Here is a 12189-nt window from a genome sequence, read left to right as displayed (position 1 = left end):
GGTCAACTTGCCGTGAGGAACGCACTACTTGACGAAGTGCCCGGATTGCCGTGGTGCCTGCGCGCCCGGCCGCTCTAGGGTCGTCGCTGTGCTGAGTCAAGAAGCTGGATTGCTGCTGAAGCAGCTGGTGGCCGAAGGTGTGTCGCCGTGGCTGGCACCCGGGGACGCCGACGAGCTGGACACCGCCGTGGGGCAGCGCACCCTCAAGCACGCGCTGGAGGGCGCCCTGGTGCCGCCCGGCACCGAGCCGGGCCTGGTCAGGGCGGTGTGCGACGCCCTGCTGCCCGCCTACGGCACGGACGCGGGCGCCGGCCAGGTGTCCGTCCCCGTGGACCCGCGGCTGGCCGACGACGCCGGCGCCCTGATCGACGCGGCCCGCATGCTGCACGCCACGGTGCGCCGCCCCAACGTACTGGTGCGGATCCCCATGACCGCCGCGGGCCGTACCGCCCTGGCCGCCCTGCTCACCGAGGGCATCGGCGTGCACGGCTCCCTGGTCGCCGGGGCGGCGCGGTACGGCCGGGTGCTCGACGCCTACGTCCAGGGCATGGAGCGGGCGCTGGCCGCCGGGGTGCGGCTGAGCGACGTCCCGGTGGTGGTGTCGTTCCCCGTGGGCCTGTTCGACGCGGAGGCCGACGCCCGGCTCACCGGACGGGGGGCGCCGCCCGGCCACGCGGCCCGCGGCACCGCCGGGCTCGCCGTGGCCCGCACCCTGTTCCGGCTGCGCGAGCAGCGGCTGACCGGCGGCTGGTGGCGGGTGCTGCGGGCCAACGGCGCCCTGCCGCCCCGGCTGCTGTGGACCACGGGCGGCGCGGCGGACGTGCGCCGGCTGGTCGGCTGGAACACCGCCCACGCCCTGTGCGCGCGCACCCTGGAGGAGGCCGCCCGGCTCGGCGGGCTCGCCGGGGACACCCTGCTGAACCAGCACGCCCCGGCCGCCCGGGCCCTGGCCGAACTGGCCGGGCTCGGGGTCGACGCGGAGGAGGCGGCCGCCGCGCTGGCCACCCGGGAGCTGGCCCGGATCCGGCGCGGCTGGGACCTCATGACGGGATGCGCTGCCGTTCCCGGTCCGGGAAGCGAGCGCCCGTGAGGGTCAGCAGGGGAGCGGACTTGACCGCCGTCTCCTCGTACTCGTCCTCCGGGTCCGACAGGGCCACGACGGCACCGCCGACGCCGTACGTCACCCGGTCCGCGGTGACGCGGGCGGTGCGGATCACCACGCTGAGATCGGCCGCGCCGGAGAGGGACAGGTAGCCGATGGCACCGGAGTAGACCCCGCGCGGGCCGGTCTCCAGCCGGTCGATGATCCGCATGGTGCGGATCTTGGGCGCGCCGGTCATCGACCCGGGCGGGAAGGCCGCGCGGACGCAGTCCACGGCCGACAGCTCCGGCCGCAGCCGGGCCCGCACGGTGCTGACGAGCTGGTGGACGGTGGCGTACGACTCGACCTGGAAGACCTCGTCGGCCTCGACCGAGCCGGGCACCGCGCAGCGCCCGAGGTCGTTGCGGACCAGATCGACGATCATCAGGTTCTCCGACCGGTCCTTCTCGCACCCGCGCAGGTCGGCGACCAGGGCCGCGTCCTCCTCGGGGGTGGCGCCGCGCGGCCGGGTGCCCTTGATGGGAGAGGACTCCGCGAGTCCGTCCGGGCCGACCCGCAGGAACCGCTCGGGCGAGGTGCTCAGCACGGACGTGCCGCCGAACTCCAGCAGCGCGGCGAACGGCGCCGGGCTGGTGCGGCGCAGCAGCCGGTAGGCGTGCCAGGGGTCGATACCGCCGTCGGCCTGCGCCATGTTGGTCAGGCAGACCTCGTACGTCTCGCCGGCGGCGATCTGCTCCTGGCACTCGGCGATCAGCCGCAGGTAGGCGTCGCGGTCGTGACGCAGCCGTATCTCACCGGTGGGGGCGGGCGGTTCGGGTGCCGGCAGCACCGCCCCGGCCAGCGTGCCGAGCCGGCGGGCGGTGGTGTCCAGCCAGGCGCGGGCCGCCGCCTCGTCGCCGTCCTCGGCGAGGGCCAGCAGGTGGGTGGTGCCCGTGGCGTGGTCGAGGACGACGGCGCGGTCGGCGAAGACCATGGTGGCGTCGGGGTCGTCCGAGCGGTGCGCGAGGTCACCGCCGCACTCGGCCTTCAGCTCGTAGCCGAGGCAGCCGACCCAGCCGAGCGCGAAGTCGCAGGGCAGCGGCGGGAGCTGGGCCTCGATGGCCCGCAGGTCGCGGTCCAGCCACTGAAGAAACGTTCCGGCAATGATGTCCTCGGACTGCTCCCCGCCCGCCGCCGAGCGCACGCTCACCGTCCGGCTCCACACGTCCGCCGTCGCCACCCGGGCCAGCGGACCCGACGCGTCGCCCATCACGGAGAACCGTCCCCGCCGCTCGTCCCGCAGGCTGCTGTCCAGCCAGAAGGCGTACTCCCCGCCCTGGAAGACCCGTGCGTAGACCACCTCGTCGTCCCACCGCGTGGTCAGCTCCCGGCTCAGCACCCGCAGCCGGCGCGAGCCGGCCGTACCGCCCGCGGGGTCCCCGTCCGGCGCCGCGCCCGGCCGCGCCTGCGCCCGCGCCGGCGCCGTCACGGCCACCGGGGCCGTACCGGCCCGCCGGTGGTGCCCGCGCGTCAGCTCGGCGAAGTTGGCGAGGAGCTCGATCCCGCACTCGCTGAGGACCGACTCCGGATGGAACTGCACCCCCCACAGCGGCCGCTCCCGGTGCCGCAGCCCCATCAGCACGCCGTCCGGTGTCCAGGCGGTGGCCGCCAGCTCCGGCGGGAGGTCCGTCACCGCCAGCGAGTGGTAGCGCACCACCTCGAACGGGCTGGGCAGCCCCGCGAACACCCCGGTGCCGTCGTGCAGCACGGGCGAGGTACGGCCGTGCCGGGGCTCCGGCGCCCGTCCGACGGCGGCGCCGTGCAGCAGGCCGATCCCCTGGTGGCCCAGGCAGATGCCGAGCACCGGCAGCGTGGTCCGCCGGACGATGTCCGCGCAGACGCCGAAGTCGGCGGCGCGTCCCGGGTGGCCCGGGCCGGGCGAGACGACCACGTTGTCGAACGCGGCCAGATGAGCGTCCCGCCACCGCGGATCGTCGTTGCGGATCACCTCCGGCTCGCGCCCGTTCACCTCGGCGAGGTGGTGGAAAAGGTTGTACGTGAACGAGTCGTAGTTGTCGACGAGAAGCGTGCGCACGTGAGTCCCCCTACTCGCCTGCCGCCGCACGTGTTCCGGCGCAGGCGTCATGATTGCGTGATGACGCGTGATGCTGCGTGGCCGGTTGCGCCGCCGTCTCAGCCGGCGGCGCGCGTGATCTCGATCAGCATGTGCTCGACGATGTCGTCACCGTACTCGCCCTCGCGCACCCGGCAGCTCTCCAGCACCCGCAGCCGCCGCCCGGTCGCGTCGGCCATCCGGTGCAGCGCGGGCAGGTCACCGCGGTCGCTGAAGTGCAGCAGCGCCCGCCCTCCCGGCGTGACGCGGTCCGGCGCCTGTTCCAGGTACCGGCGGTGGGCGCGGTAACCCGGGTCGACGTAGGCGCACTCGTGGACGGACCGGTACTCGTAGGTCTCCGGGCCCATCACGTAGTTCGAGCTCCAGAAGACGGTATCGAACCGCTCGCCCTCCTCCAGCCCGGAGAACAGGTCGCTGTGCACGGCCCGGAGCCGGCCGGTGACGCCGTGCCGCTCCGCGTTGAGCGCCGCGTTCTCCACCGCCCGCGGGTTGATGTCGGAGGCGACCACCCGGTCGTACCCGGCCAGGGCGCCCATCACCGCGATGACCCCGGTGCCGCAGCCGACCTCCAGGAACGAACCGCTGCACGGCACCGGGGGTCTCTGGTTCAGGCCCAGCAGCTCCAGCGCCACCCCGGTCGACGGCGAGAACACCGGGGCGAACACCTCGTCCAGCAGGTCCCACTCCTCCCCGCACAGCGTGAACACCCGGGGACGGTCCTCGCGGGTCAGCGAGATACGGCTCCGCTCGAGAGACCGCTCGTAACTCCTGAGCACGGACGGCATGTGACGTCTCCTCGTGGCTTGTGAGTGGTGGGTGGCGATCCCGGGGAGGGATCGTGATCAGCCTCACCGCTCGGAGCCGTCCACCAGAAGGTGCCCCAGTGACAACCTGACCGCCGTGTGTGGTGGCCCCGTCACACCGAGCGGCCGGCAGCCGGTCCGGTCCAATCTTCAAATGCTTGTTGCAATTGCGTGTTGACCTCCTCTTGGCCCAAGGAAATACTTTCTGGCGGTCAAAGCTCCGCTTCGACTCATGTCGCTGGACAGATGCGACCGCACAGGTGCCGGGGGGAACCGTCGTGGCCGACGAGGCATTCGAACTACTGGAACTACTGCAAAAGGAGGCACCCGCTTCCGCGCTGCAGGACGTGCTCCACCAAGCCCGGGCGAACGGCACCTCGAAGGCGGAAATGGCCCGCCTGACCAGGGCGGTCGACCTCAGCCTGGGCATCCACGCGCTCTTCGCGCGCCGGCAGCAGCGGGAGGCCGGACTCGCCGCCTTGGTCGACACCGCACGGGACCTCACCCTGCCGTACGACCTGGACGCACTGCTGAAGGTCATCACCCGGCGCGCCCGGCTGCTGCTCGGACTCGCCATGTCCTGGGTGTCGTTCGACGACGTGGAGGCACGGTGCTCCCGGGTGCGCGCGGCCGACGGCCACGCGTCCGCGCTCACCATCGGCTTCAGCGTGCCGCTCGACGGCGGCGTCGGCCGGCGCGCCGCCGAGGGCTCCGCGCCCTTCTGGTCGGCGGACTACCTCGCCGACGACCGCTTCACCCACTCCGAGGTCATCGACGAGGTCGTGCGCGCCGAGGGCCTGCACGCCGTGATGGCGGTGCCGCTCCAGCACGAGGGCACCGGCCTCGGCGTCCTCTACGTCGCCGACCGCCGGGTACGGCACTTCAGCCCGGACGAGGTCTCGCTGATGAGTTCGCTCGCCGACCTCGCCGCCGTCGCCATCGAGAAGGCCCGGCTGCTGGAACAGACCCGGCACGAGGTGGTCGCCCTCGCCCGCAACACCTCCCGCGCCCGGGACTCCTCCACCGCAGCCCGCCGGCTCGGCGAGACCCACTGCCGACTGCTCGACCTGGTGCTGCGCGGCGGCGGACTCGGCGCCCTGATCACCGAGGCGGCCCGCGCCCTGGACGGCGCGCTGCTGGTCCGGGACCCCTCCGGGCGGATCCTCGCCGGACCGGTGGGCACCCTCGCCGAACCCTCCGAGGAGGACCTGCGGGTCGCCTTACTGGAAGCGCACGCCGAGAGCCGGCCGGTGGCCTGCGGTGCCGCCACCCCGCACACCTGGGTCGCCGCCGTCCGGGTGGGCGACGACCTGCTCGGCCCGCTGCTGTTCACCGCCGACGGCCCCGCCGACGACCACCAGCTCCAGCTCCTCGGCCTGACCGCCCAGCTCACCGCGGTCACCCTGATGATCCAGGACGGGGTCGCCGCCACCCAGGGCCAGCTGCGCGACGAGTTCTTCCACAGCCTGCTGCGCGGCACACCGCCCCCGCCGGAGCAGGTCGCGGAACAGGCCCGGCGCCTCGACCTCGACCTGGAGGCGCCGCACGTCATGGTCGTCGCCCGCGTCGAGAAGGGCCTGCGCGGCCGCACCGCCGCCTGGGCCTCCTCCTACGCGCACCGCCACCGCGGGCTGAAGCACGTCGACGGCGACCGCATGGTGCTGCTGCTGCCCGGCACCGACGCGGGACCCGCCGCGCAGGCGGTCTCCAAGGAACTCGGCGAGGCGCTGCGCTGCCCCGTGACCGTCGGCTCGGCCGGGCCGGCTCGCGGGCCCGGGCAGATAGCCGCCGTCCACGAGGAGGCCCGCCGCTGCCTGGACGCGGTGACCCGGCTCATGGGCCCCGGCGGCACCGCCTCCCCGCAGGACCTCGGCTTCCTCGGCCTCCTCCTCTCCGAACGGCCGGACGTCGCCACCTTCATCAGCGACACCATCGGCCCGGTCCTCGACTACGACGACCAGCAGTTCACCGAGCTGGTCCCGACGCTGGAGGCGTACTTCGCCTCGGCCAACAGCCCGTCACGGGCCGCCGAGGTCCTGCACGTCCACCCCAACACCGTCTCGCGCCGGCTGGAAAGGATCACCGAACTGCTCGGTGAGGGCTGGCAGAAACCGTCCCGCGCCCTCCAGGTGCAGCTGGCCCTCCAGCTCCAGCGCACCCGCGCCACCCTCAACCAGCGCCACGGCGGCCAGCCCAGACAGGTGATCGGCTGACAGGCGGTCCGCCCGGCGGGGCCACCGGCCGCACCCGGCCCACGGCCCCGCCGCGCGCGACACCGTGCCCGGCCGCGCGGTCCGGCCCCGCCCCGCTCAGGCGGGCAGCTCCGCCGGCTGGTCACCGCGGCGGCCGTCGGTGCCGGTGAGCAGGCGGACGGCATGCGCGACGGAGGCCAGCGTGGTGTGCCGGTGCCAGCCCTCGTACGAGCGCCCGCTGAAGTCGGTCAGCCCCACCGGTACGGAGATCCGGGCGAAGTCCGCGTCCACGTTGCCCACCAGGCGGGCCAGCCGGAGCTGGGCGCCGAGCGGCATGTCACCGAGCCTGCTGATCCAGTACCGCTGCGGCCAGCCGCGCGGGTCGGTCCACTCGCCGAGCAGCAGCAGCGGTTCCGTGCCCTCGCCCAGCGTGACCCGCACACCGGCCACCAGGCTGGTGCCGGGCACCTGCGTGACGGGGTCGGTCCAGGTGACCGGCCGGCGCAGGGTGCGGGCCATCAGCAGCAGCTGGTGCGCGGCCAGCGCCCGGCCCTCGGTGCCGGGCAGCGCCGGGTCCGCGCAACCGACCCGGACGGTGCCGCGCACCGCGCAGACGAAGGGCAGGCCCGCGAGCCGGAAGCGCCGTGCCACGGCCGCCGGGTCGGCGTCCTGGAGGTCGAGCACCACCGGCCGGCGCGGCGGCCCGGTCCACCCCTGCACCTGGCGCGCGGCCCGGACGGCGCAGTCCAGCGGGGACGCCGCCAGCTCCGACTCCGGTATGTGCGGCGAGACGGAACGGATGCTGTCGCGCCACTTCCCGGGCAGCGCGAGCCGCCAGTTCACGGGGCAGCCGCTCTCCTCGTCGACCGCCCAGACCCCGAACGCCTGCTGGCTGTTGACGACCTGTCCGATGCCGGACACGAAGCGCGGGGCGACGCCCACGGACTCGGTGCCCGCCTTGGAGATGACCATCGGCCGCACCACCCAGGCGCGGGGCCGCAGGGTGCGCTCCAGGTAGCGGGCGAGCGCGGCCCGTACGGGCGCCCAGTCCCAGGTGGACGAGGCGACGAAGTGGTGCAGGCTCTGCTCGGCCGCCCTCCCGCCGACGTAGGCCGCGATGTTCCGGACGGACTTGCGTCCTTCGGCCCGCAGCAGCCCCCGCACGTACAGTTCGCCCTTCCGGCGCTGGTCGCTGCGCGGCAGCGAGGCGAACAGCTCCGCGCACACGTCGCCGACGATCGAGTCGGGCACGTACCGCCGCCCGGGACTCTCGGGCGGTTCCACCCTCATCAGGGTCACTGGTGTCTCCCTTCCCCCCAGGGTTTTCCTGCGCCCCTCAACGGTGCGGCGGGAGGCCGAGAACCAGCCAGGTGCACCGGTCACACATCTCGGGCCCCGGGTGCGCGGCGGACCATCACGGCCCCGCGGGGCGGCCCGGGCGCGGCCCGCACGGCCCCTCGGCGGGCCGTGCCGACAGCTCCGGGCACCCCTCGGCGCGAGACGCACCGTGCCGCGATGGTGGCGGCACCACCGCGAAATCACCGCCGCACGGTGCCCGGACCACCGCTTCGAGGCCTGGCCGACCGCTGCGACGGGCGGGCGCGGGGGTGGGTACGGGCCCGCGGGAGACCGAGCACCCCGGCACCCGACGATGGGCTACGGCACCGATGCGGACGACCACCACCGGCAGCCGGCCGCGGATCTCCGGCCCCTGCGGGAGGTCCGGGGCCGCCGCACTCGACGCGGTGACCTCGCGCCGGCACGGGGCGGTCCCCCGGCACCTCCGACGCCGGCAGGTGCTGGCCGGCGCGCGGTACGCGGTGTCCGGTGGGACGGTGGAACGCGTATGAGCGAGCGGCAACGAAGCGGGCGGCCGAGCCGTCCGGCGTCGACCCCGGCGACCCCGGCGACCCCGGCGACCCCGCCGAGCGCCGCCCACGTCCGGGAGGAGGGCGTGGCCCTGATCACACCGCGGGTCCGCACCGCCGTGCGAGGGCCCGCACCGCCGGCCGGGAGGGGTTCGCGGCGGCCTCAGGGGCCCTCGCGGCGGACCCGGAGGCCCTCGCCGGGACCGGCCGCCTGCCGGGTGGCCGCCGGAACGCGTCACCGGCCTCGACGACGGCTCGACCACGTCGGGGGAGGGTGGGAACGGCACCGCGCGGGCGGCCGGGTCGAGGCGCGGCCCGGCGACGGCACCCACCGGTCCCCCGCGGCTCGCCGCAACCACGCGCCCCGGCACCGGGGCGACGACGTCCACGTCCCACCGGCAGGGAACCCCCCGGGGACTGAGACATCGGTCACACACCGGCCGCGACCCGGGAAACGCGAAAGCCCCGCAGGTCCGAGACCTGCGGGGCTTCCAGCTGTGCGCGAGGGGGGAGTTGAACCCCCACGCCCTTGCGGGCACTGGAACCTGAATCCAGCGCGTCTGCCTATTCCGCCACCCGCGCATTGGGTGTGTCCTCCGGCCCCGTTCCTTTCGGCCCGGCGCCTTCCGACACGCAGAACATTAGCACGCTGTCCGGGGTGGATTCACATCCGTTCCCCGGCCCCCTCCGGCCCGGGTGCCTGGCCGTCACGTATCAACCTGGTACCGGTCCCGCCCGTCCCCCCGGGAGCCGGACCGAGTCCACAGCCCGGTGCGGGACACTTGTTTGTGGCCGCCTCTACGATCCATGGCAGGAGTTCGAAGGGGGGCCCGGCAGGGAACCTCGCAGGCGTCGGCGCGCGTTCGACACCCGTCGACCGCGCTGACAGGGGGAACCAGCCGATTCACGGGCGCGTGGATACGATCAGTAAGCAGTACCGGGTAAGCAGTACACACGGCGGCACGCACGGCAGTACACAGGGCAGTAGACAGAACAGCAGGCACGACAGCACGCACGGCAGTACGCAGGACGGCAACGACGGAGGAGGTGCCCCATGGGAGTCCTGAAGCGTTTCGAGCAGCGTCTCGAAGGTCTGGTCAACGGCACCTTCGCCAAGGTGTTCAAGTCCGAGGTGCAGCCCGTGGAGATCGCGGGAGCGCTCCAGCGCGAGTGCGACAACAACGCCACCATCTGGAACCGTGACCGCACCGTCGTCCCCAACGACTTCATCGTCGAGCTGAGCACCCCGGACTTCGAGCGCCTGAGCCCCTACTCCGGGCAGCTCGGCGACGAGCTGGCCGGCATGGTCCGCGACTACGCCAAGCAGCAGCGCTACACGTTCATGGGCCCGATCAAGGTCCACCTGGAGAAGGCCGACGACCTCGACACCGGCCTGTACCGGGTGCGCAGCCGCACGCTCGCCTCCTCGAGCAGCCAGCAGCAGCCCCCGGCGTCCGCCGCCCCGCCCGCCGGCCGCCCCGGCGGCTACGGCTACCCGCCGGCCGCCCCCGCGGGCGCGCCGCCCATGCCCGCCGCCCCGCCGCCCGGGGCCCGCCCCGGCGGCTACGGCTACCCGCCGGCCGCGGCCGGCCAGCGTCCCCCCGCCGCGCCGGCGGCCGGCGGACGCACCCGCTACTGGATCGAGATCAACGGCACCCGCCATCAGATCTCCCGCCCGACGCTGGTGCTGGGCCGCAGCACCGACGCCGACGTGCGGATCGACGACCCCGGCGTGAGCCGCCGGCACTGCGAGATCCGGACCGGAACGCCCTCGACGATCCAGGATCTCGGGTCCACCAACGGCATCGTGGTGGACGGGCAGCACACCACCCGCGCTACGCTCCGCGACGGCTCGCGGATCGTCGTGGGCAGCACCACCGTTATCTATAGGCAAGCCGAAGGGTGATCCGGGGGCAATGTCAGAGCTGACCCTCACGGTCATGCGGCTGGGTTTCCTGGCCGTACTGTGGCTGTTCGTGATCGTGGCCGTGCAGGTCATCCGCAGCGACCTGTTCGGAACGCGCGTCACCCAGCGCGGATCCCGGCGGGACGCCGGCCGGCCGCAGCAGGCCGCGGCACGCCAGGCGCCGCCGCAGCAGCGCCAGCAGCCCGCGGGCGGCCGCGCCCGCCGCAACGCCCCCACCAAGCTGGTCGTGACCGAGGGCACCCTCACGGGCACCACCGTCGCGCTGCAGGGCCAGACCATCACGCTGGGCCGGGCGCACGACAGCACCATCGTGCTGGACGACGACTACGCCTCGAGCCGGCACGCCAGGATCTACCCGGACCGGGACGGCCAGTGGATCGTCGAGGACCTCGGGTCCACCAACGGCACGTACCTGGACCGGTCCCGCCTCACGACTCCGACGCCGATCCCGCTGGGTGCGCCGATCCGCATCGGCAAGACCGTCATCGAGCTGCGGAAGTAGTGCCACGTCATGAATGAGCGCGAGCGGAGCGAGCACGCAGCGGCGGTCCACACCCGGGGCCCCGGCGCGCTCCCGACCGGAGGGTGGGCAGTGTGGCTCGACACGATCGGCTGTACCCGGAGCCGACGGGCGAGGTGCGCATGAGTCTGTCACTGCGCTTCGCCGCCGGTTCGCACAAAGGCATGATCCGCGAGGGCAACGAGGACTCCGGTTACGCGGGCCCCCGGCTGCTCGCCATCGCCGACGGCATGGGCGGCGCCGCCGCCGGCGAGGTCGCCTCCTCCGAGGCGATCTCCACCATCGTCGCCCTCGACGACGACGTCCCCGGCTCCGACGTGCTCACCTCGCTCGGCGCGGCCGTGCAGCGGGCCAACGACCAGCTGCGGCAGATGGTCGAGGAGGACCCGTCCCTGGAGGGCATGGGCACCACGCTCACCGCCCTGCTGTGGACCGGCCAGCGGCTCGGCCTGGTGCACGTCGGCGACTCCCGCGCCTACCTTCTGCGCGACGGCGTCCTCACCCAGATCACCCAGGACCACACCTGGGTGCAGCGGCTGGTCGACGAGGGCCGCATCACCGAGGAGGAGGCCACCACCCACCCGCAGCGCTCCCTGCTGATGCGGGCCCTCGGCAGCGGCGACCACGTGGAACCCGACCTGTCGATCCGCGAGGTCCGGGCCGGCGACCGCTACCTGATCTGCTCCGACGGGCTGTCCGGAGTCGTCTCCCACCAGACGATGGAGGACACCCTCGCCAGCTACCAGGGCCCGCAGGAGACCGTGCAGGAGCTGATCCAGCTCGCGCTGCGCGGCGGCGGCCCCGACAACATCACGGTGATCGTCGCGGACGTCCTCGACCTGGACACCGGCGACACCCTCGCCGGGCAGCTCTCGGACACCCCGGTGGTGGTCGGCGCGGTCGCCGAGAACCAGCACCAGCTCTCCGACAACGGCATCATGCAGACCCCCGCCGGACGCGCCTCCGGCCTCGGCCGGCAGGTGCCCGGCCAGGGCGGCGGCGGCGAGTTCGGCCCGCCCGGCTCCGGCGACGTGACCGGCTTCATCCCCGCGGGCGGCTTCGACGGCCTCGGTGACGAGGACGACTACGGCAAGCCCCGCAAGGGCCGCCGCTGGCTCAAGCGGTCCTTCTACGGCGTCCTCGCGCTGGCCGTGGTCGGCGGCGGCCTCTACGGCGGCTACCGCTGGACCCAGACCCAGTACTACGTGGGCGCCAACGGCGAGCACGTCGCCCTGTACCGCGGCATCAGCCAGGACCTGGCCTGGGTGTCGCTGTCCGAGGTCGAGAAGGACCACCCGGAGATCGAACTCAAGTACCTGCCTCCCTACCAGCGGAAACTGGTCGAGGGCACGATCACCGAGGGCAGCCTGAAGAACGCCCGGGCGAAGATCGGCGAACTGGCCGTGCAGGCCTCCGCGTGCCGCAAGCAGGCGGAGCAGCGCGCCGCCGAGCGCGAGAACACCGCGCGCACCGGCGAGGGCCAGGCCGGCGGCATCACGGGAACCACCCGCACCTCCGTCACGTCCAAGGCGTCGCCGAGCCCCTCGGTGTCCCCGAACCCGTCCGCGTCCGCGACCCCGACCGCCACTCCCAGCCCCGGCCCCAGCCTCTCGGAGGAAGAGCAGAAGGTCGTCTCGCTGTGCGGTAAGCAGTAGGCAAGCCGT

At 73.9% G+C, this 12189-nt stretch carries 8 protein-coding genes and 1 tRNA gene; 5 read left to right on the top strand and 4 right to left on the bottom strand.

Annotation, left to right across the window (positions count from 1 at the left end; all coding sequences use genetic code 11):
* Positions 1–109 precede the first annotated feature (109 nt).
* Positions 110–1090 (top strand): transaldolase family protein, encoded by a 981-nt coding sequence (locus SGLAU_RS32935; protein ID WP_052413784.1) that lies wholly within the window; start codon positions 110–112, stop codon positions 1088–1090.
* Here SGLAU_RS32935 and pabB read toward each other — a convergent pair.
* Both pabB and SGLAU_RS16990 read right to left on the bottom strand, forming a co-directional pair.
* On the bottom strand, positions 1041–3176 hold the full coding sequence (gene pabB / locus SGLAU_RS16995; RefSeq protein WP_043502459.1) for an aminodeoxychorismate synthase component I: 2136 nt from the start codon (positions 3174–3176) through the stop codon (positions 1041–1043). The two genes, SGLAU_RS32935 and pabB, sit on opposite strands and share 50 nt — an antisense overlap.
* A gap of 98 nt (positions 3177–3274) precedes the next feature.
* Complete coding sequence (locus SGLAU_RS16990) at positions 3275–4000, bottom strand: methyltransferase domain-containing protein (protein WP_043502458.1); 726 nt, start codon at positions 3998–4000, stop codon at positions 3275–3277.
* Between the two features lie 296 nt (positions 4001–4296).
* On the opposite strand from SGLAU_RS16990, the gene SGLAU_RS16985 reads away from it, so the two are divergent.
* Positions 4297–6231: a helix-turn-helix domain-containing protein gene (locus SGLAU_RS16985; protein WP_043502457.1), complete on the top strand. Its 1935-nt coding sequence runs from the start codon at positions 4297–4299 to the stop codon at positions 6229–6231.
* A 96-nt stretch (positions 6232–6327) separates the two neighbouring features.
* Here SGLAU_RS16985 and SGLAU_RS16980 read toward each other — a convergent pair whose 3' ends face one another.
* Both SGLAU_RS16980 and SGLAU_RS16970 read right to left on the bottom strand, forming a co-directional pair.
* Positions 6328–7500, bottom strand: a complete 1173-nt coding sequence (locus SGLAU_RS16980) for a transposase (protein WP_052414110.1) — start codon at positions 7498–7500, stop codon at positions 6328–6330.
* A 1076-nt stretch (positions 7501–8576) separates the two neighbouring features.
* Positions 8577–8660 (bottom strand) — tRNA-Leu (locus tag SGLAU_RS16970).
* Positions 8661–9132: 472 nt separating this feature from the next.
* Between SGLAU_RS16970 and SGLAU_RS16965 the strand changes: the two genes are divergently transcribed.
* The 3 genes from SGLAU_RS16965 to SGLAU_RS16955 all read left to right on the top strand — a co-directional run bounded on the left by SGLAU_RS16965 (position 9133) and on the right by SGLAU_RS16955 (position 12180).
* The gene (locus tag SGLAU_RS16965; protein WP_043502451.1) at positions 9133–9984 is read left to right on the top strand and encodes an FhaA domain-containing protein; all 852 of its coding nucleotides are present in this window, start codon (positions 9133–9135) and stop codon (positions 9982–9984) included.
* Between the two features lie 10 nt (positions 9985–9994).
* Entirely contained in the window at positions 9995–10507 is a 513-nt protein-coding gene (locus SGLAU_RS16960; RefSeq protein WP_043502450.1) for an FHA domain-containing protein, read from the top strand.
* 140 nt (positions 10508–10647) lie between these two features.
* Positions 10648–12180, top strand: coding sequence for a Stp1/IreP family PP2C-type Ser/Thr phosphatase (locus tag SGLAU_RS16955; RefSeq protein ID WP_052413782.1), 1533 nt, complete (start codon positions 10648–10650; stop codon positions 12178–12180).
* Positions 12181–12189 lie beyond the last annotated feature (9 nt).

The organism is Streptomyces glaucescens, assembly GCF_000761215.1.
GTDB classification, from domain to species: Bacteria; Actinomycetota; Actinomycetes; order Streptomycetales; family Streptomycetaceae; genus Streptomyces; species Streptomyces glaucescens_B.
Note: the sequence above shows the minus strand (reverse complement) of the source record. Positions and strands in the feature narration are given on the sequence as shown.

Excerpts from the sequence above, each read along its gene's own strand:
- SGLAU_RS16980 (WP_052414110.1), bottom strand. The coding sequence starts at position 7,500 with ATGAGGGTGGAACCGCCCGAGAGTCCCGGGCGGCGGTACGTGCCCGAC.
- SGLAU_RS16960 (WP_043502450.1), top strand. The coding sequence starts at position 9,995 with ATGTCAGAGCTGACCCTCACGGTCATGCGGCTGGGTTTCCTGGCCGTA.
- SGLAU_RS16990 (WP_043502458.1), bottom strand. The coding sequence starts at position 4,000 with ATGCCGTCCGTGCTCAGGAGTTACGAGCGGTCTCTCGAGCGGAGCCGT.
- SGLAU_RS16965 (WP_043502451.1), top strand. The coding sequence starts at position 9,133 with ATGGGAGTCCTGAAGCGTTTCGAGCAGCGTCTCGAAGGTCTGGTCAAC.
- SGLAU_RS16955 (WP_052413782.1), top strand. The coding sequence starts at position 10,648 with ATGAGTCTGTCACTGCGCTTCGCCGCCGGTTCGCACAAAGGCATGATC.